Genomic DNA, 25,658 nt, shown 5'->3' with positions numbered 1-25,658 from the left:
GAAGTGGCTGGCTGTCAGGCCGACTGCTCGACGTAGGCCTCAAGGTCGGCCAGGTAGCGGCGGCGGTACACCTTGTGTCGCTCGGCGGGGGTCATTCCGCCGTGGATGCCGAAGCGCCTCGGGATCTCGGCGGCCCCTTCGGCCTCCAGTGCGTCTTCGAGGCACTGGGCCTTGATCGGGCAGTTGTTGCAGATGGCCTTGGCGTCGGCGACCTGCCACTTGTGGGAGGCGGTGTAGCCGGCCGGGTAGAAGATGTCCGGGTCGGGGACCTCGGCGCAGCGCGCCTGCAGCCAGTTGACGTTCACGACGCCACCACCGTCGGCCACTGCGCCTTGTCGATCGCGGCTCGGTTGACGGCAGGCACCTTGGCGAACGGCGCTCCGAGCCAGTCCATCCCGGCGGCCATGAGCGCCACGGCGTCCGCCAGGTTGTCGTCCCCGCCGGTCGACCAGTCGGGCCAGCGTCGGGTGACACCTTCGACGACGGCGGTCTTCCCGGCGTTGCCCTTGCCGGTGGCGTACAGGGCCCTCTGGTTGGGTGCCATGAGGGCGACGGGGATGTCGGCGCGGGTGAGCTGCCGGTACAGCTCCCACCACAGCCACGCCCGCTCGTGGCTGCCGCCGCCGGCGCGGGATGGCGCGGGGAGTTCCATGACGACGAGAGTGGGCGACTTGACGGCGAGGAGGATGCGCTTGGCGAGCTGCTCCAGCTCGGTGGCGCGCTGCGGGTGGGGGAGCCCGGTGAGCGGCTTCTTGGCGTTGCGGTAGCCGACGGACTCGCACCAGCCGGCGGACGACGCGATGCCGGTACCGGAGGACGAGGCGGAGCCGAGGGCGGTGTCGAGGCCGACGACGACGGGCGCGCTCGGCGGGGGTGTGAGGAGGATGGGCGGGGTGAGGAGGTCAGTCATTGCGGGTGCTCCACGCGGTGTAGGCGATGACCATGAGGGCGACGGCCAGGGCGCTCAGTCCATAGATGACGAGCAACGTCCAGGACGGGTCGAGCAGAGTTCGGATGGCGGCTTCGGCGATCACGCGGCGGCGGGCTCCAGGTCGACCGGCGGACGCTGAGCACCGCGGTCGGCGAGCATCGACGCAGCCTGGTGCGCGGACAACTGGTCCTGCTGCCGGTACGTCAGCTCGCGCAGCTCCCGGTTTTCGCGCCGCAGCCGCTCCAGCTCGGGGGAGGGGAGAGCAGGCTGCAAGGCCCGGTCGCCGAGACGCTCGGCATTGGTGATGAGCCGATCCTGCGCGGCAACCTGGCGCTGAAGGCTGCCAATCTCCTGGCGGTAGCGGGCGCAGGCTCTCACCGCCCGGGCAATGCGCGGTGCCTGCACGCTGAGCTGCAGGACCAAGCTGGCGTTGGCCAGCTTGGCCCGGGTCAGCTCCCGATTGTCGGCGACCCGGTCGTCACCGATCCGCTCGGCCCGCTGAGCCCACTCGGCGCGCCCCTGCGTGGCGATGGCGTAGTCGGCGCGGGCGGCTTGCAGGTGACGGCGCTGCTCGTTGACCGTGGCGGTCAAGGCGTCGATCTGCTTGCGGAGCTTGGCGTTACCGAACATGACTGTCTCCCATGGCGACGTCGGAGGGGAGTTCCTTGCGGCCGATGGCGATGGCGACCGCGTGCGCGCCGTTGTCGGCGCCCAGGCAGACGAAGGTGTCCCGCAGGTGGCCGCGGACCGTGGTGGGTGTGATTGCGAGCTCGCCTGCGATGCGCTTCGTGTCGTAGCCGCGGGCGACGAGTGCGAGCACCTCGGTCTGCTTGGGAGTCAGGCGTGGCAAGGTGCTGCTGGGCCGGCCGGTCACGCTGTCACCGCCACCGAGAAAGGGCGCATCGGCCAGGAACCGTCGATGACCTTGTTCGGGTCGCCGCCCTGCTCCACCGAGGCCTTCGTACGGAACCACTGCTGAAGACCCGCCTGCTGCTCCGCCCGCCACTCCTGCTGCACACGGAACAGGCCGCCCGCACCGAAGTTCTCCAGCTGCGGGTAGCGGGCGAACTGCGCCTCGGCGATCAGCAGTGCCGCCAGAGCATCGGCATCGGCGGTGTGCCAGTCCGTCAGCTCGATGCCGTAGACCTCGCTGGTCGGCTTGAGCTTCCGCATGCCGGTGCCCTTGCGGTACCGGTCGACCTGCTTGTCGATGACGTGCGGGTCGATCAGCGCCAGCTCCGTGTGGCCGGCGAGCCGCTGCTCCATGGTGGTGACGCCGTGGCGTCGCAGGTCCCGGTCGAGGACGGTCCAGTCGAAGCTGAGGTTGAATGCGATAACCGGCATGCCGTAGTTCAGAGCGGCGGCCAGCTTGGCGGCGATGTCCTCAAGGGCCATCTTCGGGTCCTGGCCGTCGGCCTGGACCATGGCGTCGGTGATGCCGTGGACCTCGGTGGCCTCGGCGGGGATCGGCACGCCGGGGTTGATCAGCCACGTGTAGTCCTGGTCGGGCCGTCCGCCGCCGCGAACGACGAGCGCCGCGGTGACGATGCGGGCGTCCTCGGGGTCCGGGCCGGTCGTCTCGGTGTCGAAGCCGATCTTGCGGGTGTCCTTGAAGTGCATGGGGTCCTCCTCTCTGGAGGGAAGTGAGGGGGAGGGGCCGCGCCCGAGCGGGCGGGCGCGGCCCGTTGGGGCTACGCGTTCGACTTGATGTGGTCCAGGAACCGGTTCAGCTCATCCACGTCCGCAGAGCCGGCCATCGTGCCGCCGGAGAACTCGGCGAAGCGGTCCTCGGTCTGGTCCATCGACCAGCTCTTCGAGCCGGCTGCGGTGAGGATCTGCTGCCAGACCTGCATCGGGTCGTCGTAGACGATCTCGGGGTCGATGACCTCGTCCTTCGACTCCTCGATCTTCTTCAGCTGCGCGAGGTAGTGATCGGGGGCGCCCTCGGCCTTCGCCTGGTCGTGGAGCTTGGCGACTTCCTCGGCCGTCTGGGCTTCCTTCGCCAGCTTCAGGAAGTCGTTCGACGGTCCGGTCGGTGCGGTGGGAGCGGCCTCGATCGCGGTGCGCCCCGGGACCGCGGCGCCACCCCCTTCGATCGCCATCTGCGGTACCTGGCCGGCCAAGGCCTGCCGCGCAGTCATCCCACGCACCTCGACGACGATCACCGGGAACTTCTTCGTCTCACCGTTCGCGACCCGCTGCCTCGGCTCGATCCGCAACGCCACCGGCACCAGCGCCTTGCCGCCCGTCGCGGACAGCAGCATGTCGATCTGCCCGGCGATCTCGTTCGCCGCGTAGTAGCCGTGCGTCTCCATGCGCCACACCCCGAGGTCCGGCAGATCCGGCAGCATGACGTTCAGGCGTGTCGTCGGCGCGCACACCGTCCCTTTGCGCTGCTCGAACCATCCGTCGCCGAACCGGGCGAGGCACAGGCACGGCATGTCCGACAGCTGCTCGGTGATGCCGTCGCAGCGTCGCGCGCACCCGCCTTTCGACCACATCTCGTTTGCCTGCGACAGCGGGTCTCCGGGAGGGAGGATCGCGTCGATGGACTTCGCGTCGGTAATGACCCGCCACTGCTGGGCGCCGCTGCCGAGCGGCTGCCACTTCTCGACCTTGCCGCCCCAGAGGCCGGCGGCGGCCTCCAGGTAGTGCGGGGCGTGAGAGGTGACGATCCACGTGTCGGACTTGATCGGCCGCTTTCCGTCGTTCCAGCCGGAGCGGAGCCGGCCAAGTTCGCGGGCCTGGCGCTGCATGGTGAGGATTCGTCCGGCCATCAGGCAGCCACCTTCTCGGTCACGGTCGGGAGCTGCAGGGGCTGGCCGACGACGGACTTGGAGAGGCCGGACGTCCAGGCGGCGACCCGCTGAACGTCACGGAATGCCGCGAATACCTCGTCGCCGCACTCCACCGGCACGACCCGGTAGCCCTCTGGGCGTAGGTGAAGCACGATGCCCGTCGAGTGGACCCTCGGCATGGGGATCTGCGTGCCGTCCCGCAGCCAGCAGACCTTCGCACCGCGGTACGCGGCCATCTGCAGGCCGGCCTCCGAGTACACGCCCTTCACGTCGAGCTCGCCGCCGGTCTTCGTGTCGCCCTCGAAGAGCGTGTCCGCAGGAACGCCGAGCAGGGACGCGATGATCGGGCTGCGGTACAGGTAGTCGAGGGTTCCGGCGTAGCCCTCCTCGAAGTTGCCGACGACCATCTCGGACGCTTCGAAGTCGATCTGCCAATCGCGGACGAACCCGAAGAAGTGGTCGATGTACGGCTTCATCTCGGGGTCGTCACGCAGGTCGGCGGGGACGGGAGTGCCGAGGATCTGCGCCTCGATGAGCTTGTGCACGGCGGTGCCGACGTCGCCTCGCTCTTCCTTGCGGCGGATGTGGGCCTTCCGCAGCCAGTCGTACGCCTCCTCACGGTCCTGCCTGGTGCGGGAGCTGGAGATGAGCTGCGGCAGGTTGTCGATCGCGGTCTGGGCGGTGAAGTTCGCCGACCAGAAGACGAGGGCTTCCTTGGAGGAGCCGAGGTTGAGGATGGTGGTGACGCGGCGGAGCTTGGTGCCGGTGACCTTGTCGCGGTACCAGCCGGCGGAGGGCTGCGGGATGCGGTCCGTTCCGGTGGGCGGTGCGGTGGTCTTCCGGCGGCGGGGCCGGGTGGCCGGGGGTGTGGCCGCCCCGATCGTCGAGGTGATGGTCACGTCAGTTCTCCTTGGAGGCGGTGCGCTGGCGGGGGAACGCGGGCGCCAGGTGCGAGCCCTCGGGGCACGGCTGGTTGCACCAGCACAGCGGCGCCACAGGCGCCTTCGGGGTCCGGGTGAAGGCCAGGAGCAGGAAGGCGATCAGCGCCACCACGGCCAAGATCGAGGCGATCACGCCGCGACCTCCAGCCGCAGCGCGTCCAGCTCGGCCCTGTACTGCAGCCACGTCTCCGGGCACCACTGGAACGGGTCGTCGTGCTCGCACAAGAACCGGCACAGCAACGCCCGCTCCTCCGCCTCCACCAGCTCCGGGTACGCACTCAGGTCCGACGAGAACGACAGGGTGATCGGCACGTCCCGCCACGTCGTCGACAGGAGCTCGGTCACCCGGCGGTGGCCCTCGCCGTCGACGTACAGCAGCGGCGTGAGCGGTGTCGCGTCCAGAAGGTCGACGTACAGGCGGACCATCGGTCGGGCGTCGTGGGCGGCGAGGGAACCGTGGAGGCCGGCCGAGGTGGTGCTGATCGACCAGTTCATCGCGGGGGCGTTGCACTCGCCGGTGAGCTGCACCAGCGCGAGGGCGGGGCTGTGCTGCGGGGTGGGCGTAGAGTTGGCGTTCACGCCTACTCCTCCTTCGTGTTGGGGTTGATCGGGGTAGGCCAGGGGTCGCCTGCGGAATGCCGTCCAAGGGCGGCCCTGACCCGAAGTACTAGGCGGCGGACTGAAGCTGCTTTCCGCTCATCGCGATGGCTTCCTCGCGCTGGCGGATGATGAGTGCCTCGATGGCGTCGACGGTCACCAGGCGGTGGCCGGGGTACCAGGCGGCTTCGGCGGCCTCGCGGGGGCTGAGGGCGTCCCGTTCCGCGCACGCCTCGACGAGGACCAGGGCTGCGGCCCGGATAGCCTCGCGGCGGCTGGTCATGCTGCGGCCCTGTCGGCTGTCATCAGCTTGTCGAACGGGATGCTGTACGTGTCGAGGAACAGATCCTGCGTCGCCGCGCACGGCTGGCACTTGCCCTTGGTGAGGCGGTGCATCGTGGACTGAGCTAGGCCGGTGCGCTTGGCGATGCTGTAGGCGGTTTCGTCGCCGGCCTCGGCGGCCGCGTCGAAGAGGTTCTGGACGTTCAGTCGACGGCGGGGCATGGGGCGCTCCTTTCGATCTGAGGATGTACTTCCTAATGTGGGAACAACGCTAGACCTCAAATCCGCGACACGCAAGCATTTCCACATGTGGGAATTGGATGCTTGTGGCGGGTGTCGTCCGAGGGTGTGGTGGGTGTCGCGGGCCGGGTGGGTCTGACCTGGGAGATTCCGAACATGGAACTACTGCCGCCAGTGCCAGTCGGTGAGCTATCCTGCGCCCGAGAGAGGTGACATACACATGACGATCGCCGACCAGTACGCAGCGTGGCTTCAGAAGGCCATGAGAGAAGCCGGGCTTGAGATCGACCGCCAGCGAGGCGGCGGCCGAACCGCCCTCGCCCAAGCCGTCAACGTCTCGCCCAGCACAGTCGCCCGATGGCTTGACGCCAAATCAACCCCGAGCCCAGAGCTGTTCGAGCCCATCGCTGACGCAGTGGGAGCTGACGTCGGAACAATGTTGATTGAGAGTGGAATCATTTCCGCCGGATCTCTGCCACAAAGGCACCGATCGGACGTACGATCTCAGCCAAACACCCCCGCGCAGGCCGCGGATGCACTCGGGATCACAGACCCCGTCGCGCGGGCCGCGTTCATGCGCGACCTCGCGATCCGCAACCGCCGTCACCTGCGCTCAGCCGACCCTGAAGGCGAGGCCGGGGGCGCCGTGGCCCAATAGCGGGGAGCATGCGTGACCATCAAACCGACCCCCAGGAGTCTGGCTCGAACTTCACTGCTCTCCGGACTCGTGGCCATCAGCCTCGCCGTCGCCCTGGACAACGTCGTCCTGGCGATCGTGAGCCTAACCGCCGTCATCGCCGGCATAGCAGCTGTAGTCACGCACATCATCGACCAGGCCATCCGAGACACCGGAGAGGAGCGGCGGCGCCTGCAGAGTGCCCTCACCCTCGTCGAGGAAGAGCGCATGAGGCTCGTGGCCGCCCGCGCCGCAGTCGACGCCGACGCCGAGCGGGTGGTCCGGCACGCGGCCTGGCTGGAAGCCGACACCCGGATCCGGCTCGCCGCCGAACGGGCCGAGCTGGAAGCGGAGTTCGAGGACAAGCGGGCCAGCCTCAAGCAGGAGGGCTTCTTCCTCGGCCTCGACTACAACGACCGCGGTGTCCTCGACAACGCCCTGCGGCCGCACGTCGAGGCGAAGGTCCTTCGCTTGCCGGTCGCCGCCGTAGGATCCACTGCAGGCCACGGAGCCTACTCGCCGTCCTGACAGCATCTCCGGGGGAACCATGCCTGCACTGCTACCGGCCGACGACGAGCTGACCCCCGCGATCGGCTACATCCGGGTGTCGCTCGCCCGCGAGGAGATGATCTCGCCGGAGCTGCAGCGGAAGGCGATCAGCGACTGGGCGAAGCGGACCGGACATCGCATCGTCGACTGGGTCGAGGATCTCGACAAGAGCGGCCGGAACTTCAAGCGCAAGATCATGTCTGTGATCGAACGGGTCGAAGCGGGCGAAGCGTCCGTAATCGCCGTCTGGAAATACTCCCGATTCGGGCGATCGCGAACAGGCGTACCTGCCAACCTGGCCCGAGTCGAGAAGGTCGGCGGCGAACTCCTCTCCGCCACCGAGGAAATCGACGCCCGCACGTCCATCGGCCGATTCCAGCGCGGCATGATCATGGAAATGAACGCCTTCGAGAGTGACCGCGCAGGCGAACAGTGGAGCGAAACCCACCGGTGGCGACGCGACCAGGGACTCCCCGCCACCGGCCGCAAGCGCTTCGGCTACATCTGGCACCCCCGCAAGGTCTACGCCCCCGACGGCACCATCACCCTCCAGCAGGAACGCTACGAACCGGACGTCGCGCTGATGGACACCGTCACCGACCTTTACAAGCGCTACTGCGCCGGCACCGGCTTCGCGACGCTCGCGGCCAACCTCAACGAGGCCGGCCACCGCACCGTCAGCGGCGGCCTCTGGAGCGACCGCACCATCTGCCTGTACATGGACAGCGGGTTCGCCGCCGGCTACCTCCGCTCCCACGACCCCGACTGCAAAGTCATCCCGTACCGGTCGTCATGCCCCGCACACCGGCTCCACAAGCACCCCACCAACGCCCACCCGTCGATCATCAGCGACGACCTGTGGCAGCAGTACAGGGATCGACGCGCGTTCACCAAGAATGCCGGCCCCCACGCCCGGAAAGCGCGCTACCCGCTGACGTCGCTCGCCCGGTGCGGCCTCTGTGGGGGCGCGGCCCTGCGGTCCAGCAACGGCAAGGGCTATGCCTCGTTCGTCTGCACCGCCCGCGTCCGCAAGGGGCCCTTGGCGTGCAGCGGGGTCACTGTCGGCGTGTCCATCGTGGAGGCCGCGGTCAGGGAGTGGCTCGAGGGCCTCGCCGCCGAGGTGGACGCCGAAGCCCGTACTCTGCCCGTCCCGCGGCCTGCACACGCCGTGCTGGCGCCTACGGTCGAGCAGCAGCGCGCCAAGGCGGAGGTCGAAATCGAGCGGCTGGAGCGTGCCGTGTCGAAGCACATGCGGGTATACGCGATGAGCGAGACGGAAGATCAGGACGGTTCGCTGGAGCGCGAGTACCTGGCGACGCTTGGGGACCTGCGCCGGGACAAGGCCGCGGCGACAGCCCGTCTGGCGGCTCTGGGTGAGGCGCCGACGGAGTTGCAGTCCGCCAAGATGCGGGCGACGGTGGTGCCGCTGATCCCCAGTCTGCTGGACGACTGGGACTCCATGCGTCCCGAGCGGATCAACGTGCTGCTGCGGCGCATCATCGCGCGGGTGGAGATTCGCCCTGGTCACGCGGTCGAGGTGGCTCCCGTGTGGGCCGGTATGCCTTAGAGAAACTCTTCGACGACAACTTCGCCCACCACGTCTACGCGACCCTGGACAACGCGGCCTCGCGCTCGGTCTCCTACCTGTCCGCCCCGGCCTTCGCCGCCGCGCTGATGGGGCGTGAGGTGCTCGGCACCCTGTCGGTCTTCCGGCACGTCCTGCTGATCGCCGAGCTGCGGGCCGACGAGGGCGGCGGGCTGGTCGGCATGAACCAGCACGACATCGAGGACCCGGGCGGGGTGCGGGTGATCGCCGTCCGCCTGGCCCGGCGCCCCCGGGAGCACCTCTGGAACTACGCCGACCGGACCCGGCGGCTGGTGCCGGGTGACCGGGTGGTGGTGGCCGCCACCCGGAGCGGCCTGGCCCGGCTCAACACCCCCGTGCCGAGCGCCGACTGACCCGGCACCCGGCGGCACCCGGGACCCGGCAGGGCCCGGACCCGGCCCCGCCCGGGTCGCCGCCGCGCGGCTCCCGGGCGGGCGCACCGGGCTCAGCGGTGCCGGAAGTCCGGGGTGCGCTTCTCGGCGAAGGCCGCCATGCCCTCCTTCTGGTCGGCCGTGGCGAACGCCGCGTGGAACAGCCGGCGCTCGAACCGGACCCCCTCCGCGAGGGTGGTCTCGAAGGCCCGGTTCACGCTCTCCTTCATCATGATCGCGGCCGGCGCGGACATCGCGGCCACGGTCTCCGCGGTGGCGAGCGCCTCCGCCAGCAACTCGGCCGCGGGGACGATCCGGGACACCAGCCCGGCCCGCTCGGCCTCCTCGGCGCCCATCATCCGGCCGGTCAGGCACAGCTCCATCGCCTTGGCCTTGCCGATCGCCCTGGTCAGGCGCTGCGAGCCGCCGATCCCGGGGATCACCCCGAGCTTGATCTCCGGCTGCCCGAACTTGGCGGTGTCCGCCGCCAGCAGGATGTCGCACAGCATCGCCAGCTCGCAGCCGCCGCCCAGCGCGAAGCCGGCGACCGCCGCGACCACCGGCTTGCGGAGCTGTCCGAGCCGGTCCCACGGCCCCAGCCAGTCGTCCAGGTAGACGTCCGGGAAGCCGTTGCCCTGCATCTCCTTGATGTCCGCGCCCGCCGCGAACGCCTTCTCCGAGCCGGTGACGACCAGACAGCCGATCCCCGGGTCGCGGTCGAAGGCGGTGGCGGCCGTCACCACCTCGTTCATCAGCTGGTTGTTGAGCGCGTTCAGCGCCTTGGGACGGTTGAGGGTGATCAGGCCGACCCGGCCCTTGCGCTCGACGAGGATGGTCTCGTACTCGGTCGACATGTCGTCGGTCATCGCCATTGACTCCCATTCCCTGCTCCGGCGGCACGAGGCACGCCCTGACGGTCCCACGATCTACGACCGGCCCCGCCGGGCGCCAGTCTTGGCATGCGAGACGGTGGTCACCAGCGGGCCGTGCGGGCCAGCCCGAGTTCGTCCGTCCCGCGCGGGGCGAAGAAGCGGTCCACGTCAGCGGCGGAGACCTCGGCGAGGGTGGCGGGCGACCAGTGCGGGTCGCGGTCCTTGTCGACCACCTGGGCCCGGATGCCCTCGACCAGGTCGGAGGCTTCCAGGGCGGCGCAGGAGACCCGGTACTCCTGGTCCAGGGCGGCCTCCAGCGAGTCCAGCCCGCGGGCCCGGCGCAGCGCGGCGAGGGTGACCTTCAGTGCCGTCGGCGACTTGGCCAGGATCTGCTCGGCGGCCTCCTTGGCCTCCGGGAGGCCGGCGGCGAGCAGCCGCTCCACGATCTCCTCGACGGTGTCGGCCGCGTAGCAGGAGTCGATCCAGTCGCGCTGTCCGGCCAGGCCTGCCGCCGGAGCGGGCGCGGCGAACTCCCGCAGGGCCTCGGCCGGGTCGGTGCCGGCCAGCGCGGCGGTGAACTCCGCCAGCCGGGTGCCGGGCACGAAGTGGTCGGCGAAGCCGCAGAGCAGCGCGTCGCCGGCGTCCATCGAGGCGGCGGTGAGGCCCAGGTGGGTGCCGAGTTCGCCGGGGGCGCGGGCCAGCAGCAGGCTGCCGCCGACGTCCGGGACGAGCCCGATCCGGGTCTCGGGCATCGCCACGGTGGAGCGCTCGGTGACGATCCGCACGCCGGCGTGGGCGGAGAGGCCCACCCCGCCGCCCATGGTGATGCCGTCCATCACCGCGACGTACGGCTTGGGGTAGCGGGCGATCAGCGCGTTCAGCCGGTACTCGTCCCGGAAGAAGGCGCGGGCGCCGGCCCCGCCGGCCTTGGCGTCGTCGTGGATCGCCCGGATGTCGGCGCCCGCGCAGAGGCCGCGCTCGCCGGCGCCGGTGAGTACGACGGTGGCGACCGAGTCGTCGGCGGCCCAGCTGTCGAGGGCCTCGCGGACGGCGGTGAGCATGCCGTGGGTGAGCGAGTTGAGGGCCCGTGGCCGGTCCAGCACGATCCGGCCGGCCCGGCCGTCCCTGTGCAGCTGTACCTCGGTGGTCATCGGGCCGCTCCCGTCCGCTCGGTGCCGGTTCAAGATCTCCCGGACACGGTACCCGGCCCGGTGGCGCGGCCGGCCGGCCGTGCGGCCCGCCGGAGGTGCTCCGGGGGCCGGCACGGCCGGCGGGGTCGGTGCGGCCGGGGCACGGCCGGCGCAAGTCAGGGCCGGACGCGGCCGGTGACCTCGCCGAAGCCGATCAGGGCACCGTCCGGCCCCGGCGCGGTGGCGGTGATGGTGACCTCGTCGTCGTTCTCCAGGAAGGTCCGGGCGCTGCCGTCGGGCAGCTTGACCGGGTCCTCGCCGTTCCAGGTCAGCTCGATCAGCGCGCCGCGGGTCTCCGGCGCGGGGCCGCTGACCGTACCGGAGGCGAAGAGGTCGCCGGTGCGCAGCGAGGCGCCGTTGGCGGTCATCTGGGCGAGCTGCTGGGCGCCGGTCCAGTACATGGTGGCGAACGGCGGCCGCGAGACGGTGTGCCCGTTGAGCCGGACCTCCATGGCGATGTCCAGCCCCCAGGGCTCGCCGGCCCGGTCGTCCAGGTAGGGCAGCGGCTCGACGTCACGCTCCGGCGGGGCGACCCGGGCGTGCTCCAGGGCCTCCAGCGGGACGATCCAGGGCGAGACCGAGGTGGCGAAGGACTTGCCCAGGAACGGGCCGAGCGGCACGTACTCCCAGGCCTGGATGTCGCGCGCGGACCAGTCGTTGACCAGGCAGACGCCGAACACGTGCTCGGCGAAGCCGTCCAGCGGTACGGGCGTGCCGAGCTCGGACGGGGTGCCGACGACGAAGCCGATCTCCGCCTCGATGTCCAGGCGCCTGGTCGGCCCGAAGCTCGGCACGGCGTCGGTGGGTGCCTTGCGCTGCCCGTGCGGGCGGACCACCGGGGTGCCCGAGACCACCACGGTGCCGGCCCGCCCGTGGTAACCGATCGGCAGGTGCTTCCAGTTGGGGGTGAGCGGCTCGGAGCCGGGGCGGAAGATCCGGCCCAGGTTGGTGGCGTGGTGCTCGGAGGCGTAGAAGTCGACGTAGTCGGCGACCTCGAACGGCAGGTGCATGATGGCGTCGGCCACCGGCACCAGCAGCGGTGAGAGGGCGTCCCGGTAGGTCTCGTCGGTGAGCCAGGCGGTCAGCCCGGCCCGGATCTGCGCCCAGGCGGGGCGCCCGGCGGCCAGCAGCGGGCCCAGCGAGTCGGCGTCGAGCAGGACGGACGGCACCCCGGCGGCCCGGGCGGCGCCGCCCGCGTCCAGCACGAAGTCGCCGATCCGTACGCCGATCCGGCGCCGGCCCGGGCGGGCCCCGGTGCTGAAGACCCCGTACGGGAGGTTGTGCACGCCGAACGGCGAGTCCTGTGCGGAGGCGAGCCAGGGGCGGGGGGTGGTCAACGGTCCTCCAGGTGCGGCGGTGGTGCGGGGGGCGTCAGCAGGCCGAGTCCGGCCAGGTCGTCCAACGGTTCGGCGATGCTGCAGGTGCCGAAGGCGGTGAAGGAGGCACGGGCCAGCTCCACCTGAGGTCCGGTCAGTGCGGCCGCGGCGCCCGCGAGGACACCGCCCGAGCGCTCCCGCAGGGCCTGCGTCGCGCCCTGCCGGCCGCCCTGGTGGGCGGCGAGCGCGGCCAGCAGGACGTTCAGGAACCCGTGGTGCTCGAAGCCGGTGGCCGGATCGGTGTGCCGGACGGCGTGGTGGAGCCCGGCCGTGCACTTGTACGGGACGCCGCGTTCGGCGCAGCCCGCCAGGAAGCCCGCCAGCTCCTCCGCGTCGGGGAAGGCCCCGGCGCTCAGCCCGCCGGTGCGGAACTTGGCCCGGTAGGGCGTGCCGGCGAGGACGTCCAGCGAGGCTTCCAGCCCGGCCCCGCGCGGGAGTTCGACGGCGGCGGGCACGCCGGGCGGCAGGTGGGCGTCCAGCGCCTCGACGGCGGCCCGGACGTCCGCGGTGGTGGGGCCGACGCCGCCCAGTTCCACGCCGGCGAGCAGGATCCCGCCCGGCTCGAAGCCCGCGACCGTCTTCAGCGCGCCCGGCAGGGTCGCGCTGCCCCCCGGCAGCACGATCCCGACCCGCAGCGGAACCTCCGTCAGGTACGGCAGTTCGCCGAGCCGGGCCGCCCCGCAGAGGAACGGCCCGACCGCGGCGGCGTACCAGGCGGTGCGGTGCGCGCGGTGCGCGGGCACCGCGAGGACCAGCGGCAGGTCCCCCGGGGGGAAGACCGCCGCGTCGTCGAACAGGCCCTGGAACAGCGGCGGGACCTCCCCGCCCGGCGACTGCGGGTTCATCGGCCCGGGCCCCGGCCGGACCACGTCCAGGCGTAGCCCGGGTCCTCGCTCGCCCGGCCGCCCTCGCCCAGCTCCAGCGGACGGAAGGTGTCCACCATCACGGCGAGCTCGTCGAAGAACTCGGCGCCGATGCTGCGCTCGTACGCGCCCGGCTGCGGCCCGTGGGTGTGCCCGCCCGGGTGCAGCGAGATCGAGCCCTGGGCGATGCCGGAGCCCTTGCGGGCGGCGTAGTCCCCGCCGCAGTAGAACATCACCTCGTCGCTGTCCACGTTGGAGTGGTAGTACGGCACCGGGATGGACAGCGGGTGGTAGTCGACCTTGCGCGGTACGAAGTTGCAGATCACGAAGCCGTTGCCCTCGAACACCTGGTGGGCCGGCGGCGGCTGGTGGATCCGGCCGGTGATCGGTTCGTAGTCGGCGATGTTGAAGGCGTACGGGTAGAGGCAGCCGTCCCAGCCGACCACGTCGAAGGGGTGGTGCGGCACGGTGTACCGGGTGCCCGCGATCCCGTTCGGGCCCCGGTGCTTGACCAGCACGTCGACGTCGCCGCCCTCCCCGGCGACGCTCTCGGCCAGCAGCGGCCCGGCGGGCCCGCGCAGGTCCCGCTCGCAGTAGGGCGCGTGCTCCAGCAGCTGCCCGTACTTGGAGAGGTAGCGCTTGACCGGGGTGATGTGGCTGTTCGCCTCGATGCAGTACGCCCGCAGCGGGTCGTCCCCGGTGGGGACCCAGCGGTGGGTGGTGGCCCGGGGGATGATCACGTAGTCGCCCTGGCCGACCTCCAGCGAGCCGAAGACCGTCTCCACGGTGGCGGCGCCGGACTCCACGTACACGCACTCGTCGCCGAGCCCGTTGCGGTACAGCTCGCTCGGCGCCCCGGCCACCACGTAGCTGATCCGGACGTCGCCGTTGCCCAGCACCAGGCGCCGCCCGGCGACCACGTCGGCGGACTTCCACTCCTGGCCGGCGAACAGCTCGTGCAGCTTCAGGTGACGGGGGAGCAGCGGGTGGTTGGGCACGGTGGCCTGGTCCGGCAGCTCCCAGGGCACGGCGTTCACGACGGCCGACGGGATGCCCCGGTGGTAGAGCAGCGAGGAGTCCGAGGAGAAGCCCTCCTCGCCCATCAGCTCCTCGTAGTACAGCCCGCCCTCGGGGGTGCGGTGCTGGGTGTGCCGCTTGGGCGGAATGCTGCCCAGCTGCCGGTAGTGCGCCATGGTCCGCTCTCCCTTGAGCCGATCGGTGGCCGGTCGGAGCGGCCGGCCGGGAGCGCTGCCCCCGGCCGGCCGGCACCCCGGTCAGAGGTTGCCGCGACGGTCCTGCTCGCGCTCGATGGACTCGAAGAGCGCCTTGAAGTTGCCCTTTCCGAAACCGAGCGAACCATGCCGCTCGATGAACTCGAAGAAGACCGTCGGCCGGTCGCCCTGCGGCTTGGTGAAGATCTGCAGCAGGTAGCCGTCCTCGTCACGATCGACCAGGATGCCGCGCTTCTTGAGCTCCTCCACCGGGACCCGGACGTGGCCGATCCGGGCCCGCAGCTCCGGGTCGTCGTAGTACGAGTCGGGGGTGTTGAGGAACTCCACACCGCGCGAGCGCAGCACGTCCACGGTGGTGAGGATGTCGTTGGTGGCGAGCGCCAGGTGCTGGCAGCCGGGGCCGCCGTAGAACTCCAGGTACTCGTCGATCTGCGACTTCTTCTTGGCCACGGCGGGCTCGTTCAGCGGGAACTTCACCCGGTGGTTACCGCTGGCGACCACCTTGCTCATCAGCGCCGAGTACTCGGTGGCGATGTCGTCGCCGACGAACTCGGCCATGTTCACGAAGCCCATGACCTTGTTGTAGAAGCCCACCCACTCGTTCATGTGGCCGAGCTCGACGTTGCCCACCGCGTGGTCGAGCGCCTGGAACAGCCGCTTCGGGGCGCCCTCGGGGCGCTCCACCTTGGTCTCGGCGACCACGTAGCCCGGCAGGTAGGGGCCGTGGTAGCGGGAGCGGTCCACCAGGGTGTGGCGGGTCTCGCCGTAGGTCGCGATCGCGGCGCGGCGCACGGTGCCGTTCTCGTCGGAGACGTCGTTCGGCTCCTCCAGGATCCGGGCACCCTGGGCGCGGGCGTGCGCGATGCACTTGTCGACGTCCGGGACCTCGATCGCCAGGTCGACGACGCCGTCGCCGTGCCGGCGGTGGTGCTCCAGCAGCGGGCTGTCCGGGGCGACCCCGCCCTTGATCACGAAGCGGCAGGAGCCGGAGCGCAGCACGAACGCCTTGCGGTCGCGGCGGCCGGTCTCGGGGCCGGAGTAGGCGACCAGCTCCATGCCGAAGACGACCTGGTACAGCTGGGCCGTCAGGGTGGCGTTCCCGACGACGAAGACCACCGCGTCCTGGGCGATCACCGGGAAGGGGTCGGCGGCGGGGTCGTGCTCGACCAGGCCCACCAGGCGGCGCAGCTGCTCGGCGTCGAGGCCGGCCTCGCGCTCCTCGGGGGTCAGCTCAAGGGCGTGTGACTGGGTGGTCATCGGTCTTCCTCCGCAGTGAGGCGTCCGCGCCGCGGGGGTGGGCGGTGCGGTTGATCGCCGAGCTTGCTCCAGCCGGGCGGATTGCACAACAGGTGGGGAATCCACTGCTCAATGTGTACAAGGTGAGCAGGAAATCCGCCGCTGCGCTGCACAGATTGCCTGGTCCTCGACAGGTCGGGCGCGGGGCCGGCCGCCGGGTTCACGGGCGCTCCGGCCCCGGCCCGGCCGGGCCGGAGAGGTACCGCAGGAACCAGTCGCGGGCAAGTCCCGCCGCCGCCGCCAGCGTCCCCGGCTCCTCGAACAGGTGGGTGGCGTGCGGCACGACCGCGAGCTCGTTCGGGCAGCGCAGCCGCTCGCGGGCCCGTTCGTTGAGCTCGATCACCACCGGGTCGCGGCCGCCGACGATCAGCAGGGTCGGGGCCCGGACCCGGCCCAGCCAGCTGCCGGCGAGGTCCGGGCGCCCGCCCCGGGAGACCACGGCCGCCGGCTGCGCGCCGTCCTGCCCGGCGGCCCAGAGCGCGGCGGCGGCGCCGGTGCTGGCGCCGAAGTAGCCGAACGGCAGGCCCGCCGCCCAGCGCTCGTAGGTCAGCCGGTCGGTGACCTGGGCCAGCCGGCCGCCGAGCAGCGCCACGTCGAAGACCTTCTGCCGGTCGGGCTCCTCCGCCTCGGTGAGCAGGTCGAACAGCAGGGTGGCCAGCCCGGCCCGGTTCAGCACCTCGGCGACGAAGCGGTTGCGCGGACTGTGCCGGCTGCTCCCGCTGCCGTGCGCGAACACCACCACCCCGGTGGCGCCGTCCGGGACGGTGAGCCGGCCGCCGAGCCGGCTGCCGTCGGCCAGCACGGTGACCTCGCGGTCGGTGCCCGGCGGGCCGGCGAACCGGCTCAGGCAGCGCAGCACCTCGGCGTCCTCGGTCTGGGTGAAGTCCTCGTAGAACTCGCCGATCGCGAAGAACGGGGACGGCGTGGCGACGCAGACCAGCTGGTCGGCGACGTCGCCCAGCCGGACGGTCCAGTCCTTGGGCGCCACCGGTACGGCGAGCACCACCAGGGCGGCGCCCCGGGCCCGGACGATCTCGCAGGCGGCCCTCGCGGTGGAGCCGGTGGCGACGCCGTCGTCGACCACCAGCACGGTGCGGCCGTTCAGGTCGGCCGGCGCCCGGCCGCCGCGGTAGCGCCCGGCCCGGCGCTCCAGCTCGGCCCGTTCGCTCCGTTCGACCTCGGCGATCTGGCGCGGCGAGACGCCCGCCATCCGCACCACCTGGTCGTTGATCACCCGGGCGCCGTCCTCCCCGATCGCGCCCATCCCCAGCTCCGGCTGGTAGGGGACGCCCAGCTTGCGGATCACGCAGATGTCGAGCGGGGCGTCGAGGGCGTCGGCGACCTCGGCGGCCACCGGTACCCCGCCGCGCGGGAGGGCGACCACCACGAGGTGCTCGCCGCGCAGGTGTCCGAGCCGGGCGGCGAGTTGTCGTCCGGCATCCGTCCGGTCGGTGAAGTGCGTATCCGTGAAGTGCATGACCGCCGCCTCCACGATCCACGGTACGTCTCGTGGCGGGGGTCGGGGCGGTCGTGACGAGGGCCGGCGGGCGGGCCGGGCGGGGGCCCGGGCGCCATCCGGCGGGATGCTCCGGCGGGGCGGGGCGGGGCGGGGCGACGGTCCGGGCGGTGGGTCGGGCGAGGGCGGGGCCGTCGGGGGGCCGGGACCGGGGCAACGGGACGGTGGCCGGGTGCGGCCGGTCGGGTGACGGGCCGGAGCGCGGCAGGTCGGGCGGCCCGGGGCGCAGGGCCTCTTGACGAAACCTTTATCCGGCCTAATCATCATGGTCGCGTCAACTGTGCGGGAAGGGGTCGACCGGCCCACCCGCCCGTTCCTGACGTCCGTTCCGTTCTGCCCCACCAGAATCTGGAGCCTCCATTGAGCCAGCGCGCCCTGCGGCGATCCCGCCTGCGCCGATCCGCCCTCGCGACCGGGGCGGCCTTCACCGTCGCCGCCGCCGTGTTCGCCCCCGCCGCCCAGGCCGCCCGGCCCGCGGCGCCCGCCGCCCCGGCGGCCGCCCCGTCCGCGGCCCTGGCCGCACCGGACATCCCGGTCGCCAACGTCAAGGCGCACCTCGCCCAGCTGCAGTCGATAGCCACCGCCAACGGCGGCAACCGGGCCCATGGCAAGCCCGGCTACAAGGCCTCGATCGACTACGTGAAGGGCAAGCTGGACGCGGCCGGGTTCACCACCACGCTGCAGTCCTACACCTACAGCGGCGCCACCAGCTGGAACCTGATCGCGGACTGGCCGGGCGGCGACGCCTCGCACGTCGTGATGGTCGGCGCCCACCTCGACTCGGTGACGGCCGGCCCCGGCATCAACGACGACGGCTCCGGCTCGGCCGGCATCCTGGAGGCCGCGCTGGCCGTCTCCCGCGCCGCGCTGCAACCCACCAAGCACCTGCGGTTCGGCTGGTGGGGCACCGAGGAGGCCGGCATGGTCGGCTCCAAGAACTACGTCAACAGCCTCTCCAGCGCGGACCGTTCGAAGATCGAGGCCTACCTCAACTTCGACATGATCGGCTCGCCCAACCCCGGCTACTTCGTCTATGACGACGACGCCGCACTGGACCAGTTGTTCCAGACCTACTTCTCCGGCCTCGGCGTCGCCACCGAGCCCGAGACCGAGGGTGACGGCCGCTCGGACCACTCGCCGTTCAAGAACGCGGGCATCCCGGTCGGCGGCCTGTTCAGCGGCGCCGACTACATCAAGACCAGTGCCCAGGCCGCCAAGTGGGGCGGCACCTCCGGCCAGGCCTTCGACCGCTGCTACCACCAGTCCTGCGACACCTCGGCCAACATCAACGACGTCGCGCTGGACCGGATGAGCGACGCGATCGCGTACGCGCTCTGGACGCTGGGCACCGGGTCGACCACCCCGCCCACCGGGACGGTCTTCGAGAACACCACCGACGTCCCCGTCCCGGACAACGGCGCGGCTGTGACCTCCTCGGTCACCGTCACCGGTCGCACCGGGAACGCCCCCGCCACGCTCGCGGTCGGAGTGGACATCAAGCACACCTACCGCGGTGACCTGGTGATCGACCTGGTCGCCCCGGACGGTTCGGCCTACCGGCTGAAGAACTCCAGCGGCAACGACTCCGCCGACAACGTGATCACCACCTACACGGTGAACGCGTCCAGCGAGGTCGCCAACGGCACCTGGAAGCTCAAGGTCCAGGACGTGGCCGCACAGGACACCGGCTACATCGACAGCTGGAAGCTCACCTTCTGAGCCGCTCCCGCCCGGCCCGGCCGCAACCGAAGCGCGGCGCGGACTCCCGGGCGTCCTGAACCCCGGGCGGGGTGCCGCCCGGACCCCGGGTGTGGGCGCCACGGAGCAGTGCGGCGCCCACACCCGGTCAACTCCCTTCGGAGCGGCCCGGTCGAGCCGGTCACCCGGCCGCACGGCCGCTCCTCGGCGGGCCCGCGGTCAGGCCGGCATCTCGTACGCGCCGGCCAGGCCCTCGACCTGGGCCCAGACCCGGGCCGAGCGGCCGGCGTCCGCCACCGGGCGGCGCAGGTGGGCCAGCGCCCAGGCGGCCTGCTCCTCGCTCGCGCCGGACTTGCCGTGCAGCTCGGTCGCGTGGGTGGAGAAGTCGCGCACCAGCACGTCGAAGATCTCGTCCAGCAGATCGCCGTCCAGGCCGGTCAACCCGGCCTGCTCCAGCAGCAGCTGGCCGTAGACCACGAGCGCGAACAGCTGGCCGAGCGAGAGCAGGAAGTCCAGGTCCTGCTGCTGCTCCGGGCTCGGCGCGTGGGCGACGAGCAGCGCGCAGAGGCCGTCCGCCTGCTCGCGGAACCGGGCCACGTTCGGCACGTGGGCGTGCGCGTCGTAGGCCGTGCGCCAGTCGTGGAAGCGGATCGCCCCCAGGCCGCGGGCCGGGCCCTGGCGGAACAGGAACTCGTCGTCGGCGGCGTCCAGCCGGCTCGGCACGGGCGCGTACTCGGCCGGGGCGAACAGGTAGTTGCCCATGAACTTGAGGATCAGGGCCAGGTTGACGTGGACCGTGCCCTCCAGCTTCGGCAGGCCGCGGATGTCCTTCGCGGCCTTGTCGAAGTAGGTGTCCGCCTCGAAGCCCTTGGCCGCGATGACGTCCCACATCAGGTCGATGACCTTCTCGCCCTCGGTGGTGACCTTCATCTTGGTCATCGGGTTGAAGAGCAGGTAGCGACGGTCCTCGGGGGAGGCCGAACGGAAGTAGTCCGCGGCCCGGGCGCTGAACAGCTTCATCGCGGCGAGCCGCGCGTAGGCGTCGGTCAACTCCCGCCGCACGTGCGGGAAGTCGGTGACCTTCTTGCCGTACAGCACTCGGTTGTGGGCGTGCGTCACGGCCTCGTACATGGCGTGCTCGCAGATGCCGACCGACGCCGTGCAGAGGTTGAACTTGCCGACGTTGACGGTGTTCAGCGCGGCGTCGAAGGCGGCCTTGCCGGTGTGCAGGACGTCCTCGGCGCGCACCGGGTACTCGTCGAGGCGGAACTCGCTGACGTACATCTGCGCGTTCACCACGTTCTTGACCAGGTGGTACGCCTCGTGCCGGCTGTCGGCGGCGAAGAAGACGTACCCCTCCGGGCCCTCGACGTCGGAGCGGCGGCCGAACACCGAGACCAGCCCGGCCACGTTGCCGTTGCCGATGTAGTACTTGGAGCCGCTGGCGGTGAACCCGCCCTCGCCGTCCGGGGTGAGGATCATGTCGGTGGAGTAGATGTCCGCGCCGTGGCTGCGCTCGGACAGCCCGAAGGCCATCACATGGCCCTCCGTCAGCAGCTTCGCGGCGCGCGCCCGGACGGCCTCGTTCTCGCTCTGCCAGACCGGGCCGAGACCCAGGATGGTGACCTGCCAGGTGTACCAGTAGCCGAGCCCGTAGAAGCCGAGGATCTCGTTCAGCTCGGCGATCCGTGCGGTGTCCCAGCGCTTCGCCTCCGCGCCGGCCTCCGCGCCCGCCTCGGCCGCCGGCGTCAGGAAGGCCGCGAAGAGGCCCTCCTTGGCGGCGAACTCGAGGAAGTCGCCGTACCAGGCGCGGTCGACGTAGGTGTCGATCAGGGCCTTCTTGCCGCGCGACTCGAACCAGTCGACGGTGGCGCGCAGCAGCCGGCGGGTCGGCTCGTCGAACTGCACGGGGTCGTAGGTACGCGGGTTGAACAGCATGGTGTCGTCCCTGGGGGTTGAGGGTTCAGTTGCCGAGGCGGTGCAGGGTGGCGAGCACGTCGTCCAGCCAGGCGAGGGTCATCCGCTCGTACTCGATGCCGCCGCGCAGCACCACGTGCTGCAGCTGCTGCTGGGCGTCGAGCTCGGCGCCGGCGGGGAAGTCGCGCCGCTCGCCGGAGAGGTAGCGCGCGAGCAGCGCCGCGTGGCTCTCCCGGTGCCGCTCGACCTCGGCGACCAGCGCGGACGGGTCGTCGAAGGCGGCCGCCCGGATCTTGACGGCCAGTTCGTGCCGGACGGTCTCCGGTTCGACGGGCTCGCGCAGCCAGCCGGCCAGCACCGCCCGGCCCGGCCCGGCGGCCGAGTAGACCTTCTTGTCCGGCCGGCCGTCCTGGGCGACCTCTTCGGCGGCGATCCAGCCGTCCGCCTCCATCCGCCGCAGCACCCGGTAGATCTGCTGGTGGGTGGCGGTCCAGAAGCGTCCGATGGAGCGGTCGAACCGCCGGGCCAGCTCGTACCCGGAGCCGGGCTGCTCCAGCAGTGAGACGAGGATCGCGTGCTCCAGTGCCATACCCGCATCCTGCTATGCAACGAGTTGCATAGGCAATGCCGCCCCGCCCGGGTGAGACACAGCTCACGCGGGCCGGCCGGGCCCCGGGCGGGTTCCGGCAGGAGCACCCGGCGAAGTCCGCCCGGACGCGGCAGGCCCGGCGGTAGCATCGCCGGCATGGAGCGGATCACCAGCCATCCAGCCGTCCGAGCCGTCGAGGCGGCCCTGCGGGCCGGCGGCGCCGACCCGGCCGTACAGGTGCTGCCGCAGACGGCGCCGACCGCCGCGGCCGCCGCCCAGCAGCTCGGCTGCCCGGTCGGGGCGATCGCCAACAGCCTGGTCTTCGACGCCGACGGGGTCCCGCTGCTGGTGCTCACCAGCGGCGCGCACCGGGTGGACACGGCGAAGCTGGCGGCCCTGATCGGGGTCGACCGGATCCGGCGCGCCACCCCGGACTTCGTCCGCGAGCACACCGGCCAGCCCATCGGCGGGGTAGCGCCGGTCGGCCACCCGGCCCCGGTGCGCACCCTGGTGGACGAGACCCTCGCCGGGCACCCCGAGGTCTGGGCCGCGGCCGGACACCCGCACACGGTCTTCCCGACCACCTTCGAGCAACTCCTCTCCCTCACCGGCGGTACCGCGGTGCCGGTGAACTGAACCCGGGCGCGCCGGGGTTACCGCGGCGCCGGCGAACCAGGGCGCGGCGCTCCGGCGCCGAGGCGTGCCCCGGTGGGCGCGAGCGCGAAGAATGGCCGGGTGACGACGGACGAAACGCGACTGCTGCGGTGGCGGATGCACGCCCAGTTCGGCTTCGGCCGGACCGGCCCCGACCCGGTGTCCTCCGCCGACCCGGAAAGCCCCGGCGGCCCGGGACAGCCGGACGGGGCGGCGGGCCTGGCCGCCCGGGCCGCCGGCATCCAGGCCCAGGACGCGGCGGCCGCCCGGCTCGGCCTGCGCGCCCGCGGTCTCGGCTCGGCCGCCGACGTCGAGGCGGCCTACCGGGCGGGCGAGGTGGTTGCCGGCTGGCTGATGCGCGGCACCCTGCACCTCGTCCCGGCCGTGGACCTGCCCTGGCTGCTGCGCCTCTTCGGCGCCCGCAACCTCGCGGCCGGCGCGGGCCGGCGCCGGCAGCTGGGGCTGACCGACGAGATCTGCGAGCGGGCCGTCGCGCTGCTCCCCGAGGTGCTGGCGGCTCCGCTGAGCCGGGCCGACCTGATCGCCGCGCTGATCGAACGGGGGGTGGAGGTGAACCCGGCCGGCCAGGCCCCGGCCCACCTGATGGGGTACGCGGCGGCGCGCGGCCTGCTCTGCCGGGGCGCCGAGGTGGCTCCGCGCGAGCCCGGCTACGTCTTGCGTCCTGGCCTGCCGGCCGCCCCGCCCGCCTCGGCCGCTCCGCCCGGTCCGCCCGGGGACGCCGACCTGGCCGCGCTCGCCGTCCGCTACCTGGCCGCCTTCGGCCCGGCCGGTGCCGCCGATCTGGCCGCCTGGTCGGGGTTGCCGGTGACGGTCTGCCGTCGCGCCGTCGCGGCGGCCGGGTTCCCCGAGGTGGCCCCCGGGCTGTTCGCCGACCCCGGCGCCGAGCCCACGGAAGCCGGGGCTGAGGGCGGGCCGGAGGTCCGGCTGCTCGGCGCGTACGACAACTACCTGCTGGGCTACCGCGACCGGACGGCGATGCTGGACCCGGCCTTCGCCAAGCGGATCAACGCCGGCGGCGGGGTGATCCACCCCGCGCTGGTGGCCGACGGGCGGGTGCTCGGACGCTGGCGGACCGAACGCGCCCGGGGCGCGACGACCCTGCTGGTGGAGCCCTTCGGGCCGCTCTCCGGGCCGGTCCGGGAGGGGCTGCGGGCGGAGGCGGAGGGCGTCGGCCGGTTCCTGGATGTGCCGACGGAGCTGCGGATCGCCCACCCGTGACGTTCGGCGGCCGGGATTCGTTCCCGAAAACAGGGCAAAGTGTTAGAAAAGGTCCAAAATGGGTAGTGGGCTTGCGCCTTCCATGTTCCGCAACCAAGGAGGTGGTATCGGTGTCTACCCAGATTCCGATGGGCATGGAGCATCACCCGGACATCGTCGAACTCCGGGAGCACTATGAGCGCGTCACCTCGACGCCGGCCGCTCAGGGCGTCGAGGCGCTGGCGGTCCTGGCCGGTCTCTTCCTGGCGATCTCGCCCTGGGTGGTCGGGTTCAGCGGCTTCCTGGGCTTCGGGACGCTGGTCGTCAACAATCTGGTCCTCGGACTGGCGTTCGCCCTGCTCATGGGCGGCTACGGCTCCGCCTACGAGCGCACCCACGCCCGTGCCTGGGCGGCCACGGCGATCGGTGTCTGGTGCATGATCGCGCCTTGGGTGGTTGCCGGGAACGTGGACGTCCGGCGGACCATCACGACCAATCTGATCACCGGCGGCTGCATGGCGCTCCTCGGCCTGGCAGCCATCTCGATGGCGTCCATGACCGCGAGCGGTGCGGCCATGCGCCGGGGCGCCGGCGGTCCCGCCACCGGCGGCCGTGCGGGCGGAGGAGGCGCCTGATCCATCGCGCCCCTCTGGGCCCGGGGCGCACACGGAGGGCGCGGGTGCGCAAGCCCGCGCCCTCCGGCCTGCCCCGGCCCCGGGCAGGCCGGGGAGCGGCGCCGTCAGGGGTGGGTCATCCGCAGTACATCCAGAGCCTCGTCCAGTTGCTGCTCGGTGAGCAGGCCGCGTTCCAGGTATCCGCGGTCCAGCACCACCTGACGGATCGTCCGGCGCTCCGCGACGGCCTGCTTGGCGACCTTGGCGGCCTCCTCGTAGCCGATGTAGCGGTTCAGCGGGGTGACCACCGAGGGTGAGGACTCGGCGTACTCGCGGGCCCGCTCGACGTTGGCGGTGATCCCGTCCACCGTGCGGTCGGCGAGCAGCCGGGCGCTGTTGGCCAGCAGCCGGATCGACTCCAGCACGTTGCGGGCGATCACCGGCAGCATCACGTTGAGCTCGAAGTTGCCGCCGGCGCCGGCCACCGTGACGGTGGTGTCGTTGCCGATCACCTGGGCGGCGACCATCAGCACCACCTCGGGCAGCACCGGGTTGACCTTGCCCGGCATGATCGACGAACCGGGCTGCAGGTCGGGCAGATTGATCTCGGCCAGCCCCGTGCGGGGGCCCGAGCCCATCCAGCGCAGGTCGTTGGCGATCTTGGTGAAGCCGACCGCGATGGTCCGCAGCTGGCCGCTCAGCTCGACCAGGCCGTCCCGGGCGCCCTGGGCCTCGAAGTGGTCGCGCGCCTCGGTCAGCGGCAGACCGGTCTCCCGGGCGACCTCGGCGATCACGGCGGCCGAGAAGCCGGGCGGGGTGTTGATGCCGGTGCCGACGGCCGTGCCGCCCAGCGGCAGCTCCGCGACCCTGGGCAGGGCCGCCAGCAGCCGCTCCCGCCCGTACCGGACCTGGGCCGCGTACCCGCCGAACTCCTGCCCGAGTGTGACCGGCGTGGCGTCCATCAGGTGCGTCCGGCCGGACTTCACCACCCCGGCGAACTCCGCGGACTTGCGCTCCAGCGCCTCCGCCAGGTGCTCCAAGGCGGGGATCAAGTCCCGGGTGACGGCCGCGGTGGCGGCGATGTGGATCGAGGACGGGAAGACGTCGTTGGACGACTGGCTCGCGTTGACCTGGTCGTTCGGGTGCACCGGGCGGCCGAGCCGCTCGCCCGCCAGGGTGGCGATCACCTCGTTGGTGTTCATGTTCGACGACGTCCCCGAACCGGTCTGGAACACGTCCACCGGGAACTGGTCGTCCAGACCGCCGGCGGCCACCTCCTCGGCCGCCGAGACGATCGCCGCCGCCGTGGCCTCGTCCAGTACCCCCAGCCGGGCGTTCACCTTGGCCGCCGCGGCCTTGATCCGCGCCAGCGCCGCGATGTGCTCCCGCTCCAGCCGCTGGCCGGACACCGGGAAGTTCTCCACCGCCCGCTGCGTCTGGGCCTGCCACTTCGCGGTGGCGGGCACCCGCACCTCGCCCATCGAGTCGTGCTCGACCCGCCACTCCTGCTCGCCGCCCCCGGCCTGCTGACCGGACCTGGCCTGCTCGTCACCCATGGCGCGACACCTTCTGCTCGGCTCCCGGGACTGCTGTCGACGCGACCGCCGCCCGCACGTCGGCCACCCCCACGGC

Annotated in this window: 30 protein-coding genes; 8 read left to right on the top strand and 22 right to left on the bottom strand. The window is 72.0% G+C overall.

Annotated features, from left to right (window positions below; genetic code table 11):
• Nucleotides 1-14: 14 nt before the first annotated feature.
• From OG689_RS10510 to OG689_RS10455, 12 genes are all read right to left on the bottom strand, one after another.
• Entirely contained in the window at nt 15-305 is a 291-nt protein-coding gene (locus OG689_RS10510) for a WhiB family transcriptional regulator (protein WP_266319622.1), read from the bottom strand.
• On the bottom strand, nt 302-910 hold the full coding sequence (locus OG689_RS10505; RefSeq protein WP_266319621.1) for a hypothetical protein: 609 nt from the start codon (nt 908-910) through the stop codon (nt 302-304). The genes OG689_RS10510 and OG689_RS10505 overlap by 4 nt, the downstream gene beginning before the upstream one ends.
• On the bottom strand, nt 903-1,034 hold the full coding sequence (locus OG689_RS10500) for a hypothetical protein (RefSeq protein ID WP_266319620.1): 132 nt from the start codon (nt 1,032-1,034) through the stop codon (nt 903-905). Before OG689_RS10500 ends, OG689_RS10505 begins: the two co-directional genes overlap by 8 nt.
• Nucleotides 1,031-1,561 carry a hypothetical protein gene (locus OG689_RS10495; RefSeq protein WP_266319618.1) on the bottom strand — a complete coding sequence of 177 codons (531 nt, stop codon included), beginning with the start codon at nt 1,559-1,561 and terminating at the stop codon, nt 1,031-1,033. The genes OG689_RS10500 and OG689_RS10495 overlap by 4 nt, the downstream gene beginning before the upstream one ends.
• Nucleotides 1,551-1,781, bottom strand: coding sequence for a helix-turn-helix transcriptional regulator (locus OG689_RS10490; protein WP_266319616.1), 231 nt, complete (start codon nt 1,779-1,781; stop codon nt 1,551-1,553). The genes OG689_RS10495 and OG689_RS10490 overlap by 11 nt, the downstream gene beginning before the upstream one ends.
• Before the next feature lie 20 nt (nt 1,782-1,801).
• The gene (locus OG689_RS10485; protein WP_266319614.1) at nt 1,802-2,551 is read right to left on the bottom strand and encodes an exonuclease domain-containing protein; all 750 of its coding nucleotides are present in this window, start codon (nt 2,549-2,551) and stop codon (nt 1,802-1,804) included.
• A gap of 71 nt (nt 2,552-2,622) precedes the next feature.
• Nucleotides 2,623-3,687 carry a hypothetical protein gene (locus OG689_RS10480; RefSeq protein ID WP_266319612.1) on the bottom strand — a complete coding sequence of 355 codons (1,065 nt, stop codon included), beginning with the start codon at nt 3,685-3,687 and terminating at the stop codon, nt 2,623-2,625.
• A 20-nt stretch (nt 3,688-3,707) separates the two neighbouring features.
• Nucleotides 3,708-4,628 carry a hypothetical protein gene (locus tag OG689_RS10475; protein ID WP_266319611.1) on the bottom strand — a complete coding sequence of 307 codons (921 nt, stop codon included), beginning with the start codon at nt 4,626-4,628 and terminating at the stop codon, nt 3,708-3,710.
• 1 nt (nt 4,629) lies between these two features.
• A complete protein-coding gene (locus OG689_RS10470) occupies nt 4,630-4,803 on the bottom strand; it encodes a hypothetical protein (protein WP_266319609.1) in 174 nt (57 codons plus the stop codon).
• Nucleotides 4,800-5,249: a hypothetical protein gene (locus OG689_RS10465; RefSeq protein ID WP_266319608.1), complete on the bottom strand. Its 450-nt coding sequence runs from the start codon at nt 5,247-5,249 to the stop codon at nt 4,800-4,802. Before OG689_RS10465 ends, OG689_RS10470 begins: the two co-directional genes overlap by 4 nt.
• Nucleotides 5,250-5,337: 88 nt before the next feature.
• Nucleotides 5,338-5,550, bottom strand: coding sequence for a hypothetical protein (locus OG689_RS10460; RefSeq protein WP_266319606.1), 213 nt, complete (start codon nt 5,548-5,550; stop codon nt 5,338-5,340).
• Entirely contained in the window at nt 5,547-5,771 is a 225-nt protein-coding gene (locus OG689_RS10455) for a hypothetical protein (protein WP_266319605.1), read from the bottom strand. The genes OG689_RS10460 and OG689_RS10455 overlap by 4 nt, the downstream gene beginning before the upstream one ends.
• A gap of 238 nt (nt 5,772-6,009) precedes the next feature.
• Between OG689_RS10455 and OG689_RS10450 the strand changes: the two genes are divergently transcribed.
• Genes OG689_RS10450 through OG689_RS10435 form a run of 4 tightly spaced genes read left to right on the top strand, consistent with a single transcriptional unit; the run spans nt 6,010 to nt 8,973 of the window.
• Nucleotides 6,010-6,447, top strand: coding sequence for a helix-turn-helix transcriptional regulator (locus tag OG689_RS10450; protein ID WP_266319604.1), 438 nt, complete (start codon nt 6,010-6,012; stop codon nt 6,445-6,447).
• Between the two features lie 12 nt (nt 6,448-6,459).
• On the top strand, nt 6,460-6,993 hold the full coding sequence (locus OG689_RS10445) for a hypothetical protein (protein WP_266319603.1): 534 nt from the start codon (nt 6,460-6,462) through the stop codon (nt 6,991-6,993).
• A 19-nt stretch (nt 6,994-7,012) separates the two neighbouring features.
• Complete coding sequence (locus OG689_RS10440) at nt 7,013-8,581, top strand: recombinase family protein (RefSeq protein ID WP_266319602.1); 1,569 nt, start codon at nt 7,013-7,015, stop codon at nt 8,579-8,581.
• Nucleotides 8,563-8,973 (top strand): TrkA C-terminal domain-containing protein, encoded by a 411-nt coding sequence (locus tag OG689_RS10435; RefSeq protein WP_266319601.1) that lies wholly within the window; start codon nt 8,563-8,565, stop codon nt 8,971-8,973. The genes OG689_RS10440 and OG689_RS10435 overlap by 19 nt, the downstream gene beginning before the upstream one ends.
• Before the next feature lie 92 nt (nt 8,974-9,065).
• On the opposite strand, the gene OG689_RS10430 is transcribed toward OG689_RS10435, so the two are convergent.
• The 7 genes from OG689_RS10430 to OG689_RS10400 form a co-directional block, all read right to left on the bottom strand.
• The gene (locus OG689_RS10430) at nt 9,066-9,857 is read right to left on the bottom strand and encodes an enoyl-CoA hydratase (RefSeq protein ID WP_229911972.1); all 792 of its coding nucleotides are present in this window, start codon (nt 9,855-9,857) and stop codon (nt 9,066-9,068) included.
• A 107-nt stretch (nt 9,858-9,964) separates the two neighbouring features.
• Complete coding sequence (locus OG689_RS10425) at nt 9,965-11,014, bottom strand: enoyl-CoA hydratase/isomerase family protein (protein WP_266319600.1); 1,050 nt, start codon at nt 11,012-11,014, stop codon at nt 9,965-9,967.
• 155 nt (nt 11,015-11,169) lie between these two features.
• The gene (gene fahA / locus OG689_RS10420) at nt 11,170-12,390 is read right to left on the bottom strand and encodes a fumarylacetoacetase (RefSeq protein WP_266319599.1); all 1,221 of its coding nucleotides are present in this window, start codon (nt 12,388-12,390) and stop codon (nt 11,170-11,172) included.
• Nucleotides 12,387-13,274 carry a hypothetical protein gene (locus OG689_RS10415; RefSeq protein WP_266319598.1) on the bottom strand — a complete coding sequence of 296 codons (888 nt, stop codon included), beginning with the start codon at nt 13,272-13,274 and terminating at the stop codon, nt 12,387-12,389. Before OG689_RS10415 ends, fahA begins: the two co-directional genes overlap by 4 nt.
• Complete coding sequence (locus OG689_RS10410) at nt 13,271-14,485, bottom strand: cupin domain-containing protein (protein WP_266319596.1); 1,215 nt, start codon at nt 14,483-14,485, stop codon at nt 13,271-13,273. Before OG689_RS10410 ends, OG689_RS10415 begins: the two co-directional genes overlap by 4 nt.
• Before the next feature lie 81 nt (nt 14,486-14,566).
• Nucleotides 14,567-15,781, bottom strand: coding sequence for a 4-hydroxyphenylpyruvate dioxygenase (gene hppD, locus OG689_RS10405; protein ID WP_266319595.1), 1,215 nt, complete (start codon nt 15,779-15,781; stop codon nt 14,567-14,569).
• Between the two features lie 199 nt (nt 15,782-15,980).
• Nucleotides 15,981-17,297, bottom strand: coding sequence for a phosphoribosyltransferase family protein (locus tag OG689_RS10400; protein ID WP_266319593.1), 1,317 nt, complete (start codon nt 17,295-17,297; stop codon nt 15,981-15,983).
• Between the two features lie 480 nt (nt 17,298-17,777).
• On the opposite strand from OG689_RS10400, the gene OG689_RS10395 reads away from it, so the two are divergent.
• The gene (locus OG689_RS10395; RefSeq protein ID WP_266327011.1) at nt 17,778-19,055 is read left to right on the top strand and encodes a M28 family metallopeptidase; all 1,278 of its coding nucleotides are present in this window, start codon (nt 17,778-17,780) and stop codon (nt 19,053-19,055) included.
• 198 nt (nt 19,056-19,253) lie between these two features.
• On the opposite strand, the gene OG689_RS10390 is transcribed toward OG689_RS10395, so the two are convergent.
• Both OG689_RS10390 and OG689_RS10385 read right to left on the bottom strand, forming a co-directional pair.
• Nucleotides 19,254-20,972 carry an acyl-CoA dehydrogenase family protein gene (locus OG689_RS10390; RefSeq protein ID WP_266319592.1) on the bottom strand — a complete coding sequence of 573 codons (1,719 nt, stop codon included), beginning with the start codon at nt 20,970-20,972 and terminating at the stop codon, nt 19,254-19,256.
• 25 nt (nt 20,973-20,997) lie between these two features.
• The gene (locus OG689_RS10385; RefSeq protein ID WP_266319591.1) at nt 20,998-21,540 is read right to left on the bottom strand and encodes a PadR family transcriptional regulator; all 543 of its coding nucleotides are present in this window, start codon (nt 21,538-21,540) and stop codon (nt 20,998-21,000) included.
• Between the two features lie 156 nt (nt 21,541-21,696).
• Here OG689_RS10385 and OG689_RS10380 point away from each other — a divergent pair, with 156 nt between their 5' ends.
• From OG689_RS10380 to OG689_RS10370, 3 genes are all read left to right on the top strand, one after another.
• Nucleotides 21,697-22,176 (top strand): YbaK/EbsC family protein, encoded by a 480-nt coding sequence (locus OG689_RS10380; protein ID WP_266319589.1) that lies wholly within the window; start codon nt 21,697-21,699, stop codon nt 22,174-22,176.
• A 99-nt stretch (nt 22,177-22,275) separates the two neighbouring features.
• Nucleotides 22,276-23,433 carry a winged helix DNA-binding domain-containing protein gene (locus OG689_RS10375; RefSeq protein ID WP_266319587.1) on the top strand — a complete coding sequence of 386 codons (1,158 nt, stop codon included), beginning with the start codon at nt 22,276-22,278 and terminating at the stop codon, nt 23,431-23,433.
• Between the two features lie 110 nt (nt 23,434-23,543).
• Entirely contained in the window at nt 23,544-24,047 is a 504-nt protein-coding gene (locus OG689_RS10370; RefSeq protein ID WP_266319585.1) for an SPW repeat protein, read from the top strand.
• A gap of 104 nt (nt 24,048-24,151) precedes the next feature.
• On the opposite strand, the gene OG689_RS10365 is transcribed toward OG689_RS10370, so the two are convergent.
• Complete coding sequence (locus OG689_RS10365) at nt 24,152-25,582, bottom strand: class II fumarate hydratase (protein WP_266319583.1); 1,431 nt, start codon at nt 25,580-25,582, stop codon at nt 24,152-24,154.
• Nucleotides 25,583-25,658: the final 76 nt, after the last annotated feature.

Source organism: Kitasatospora sp. NBC_00240, from assembly GCF_026342405.1.
Classification (GTDB): Bacteria; Actinomycetota; Actinomycetes; order Streptomycetales; family Streptomycetaceae; genus Kitasatospora.
This window is presented reverse-complemented; position numbering and strand designations above follow the sequence as displayed.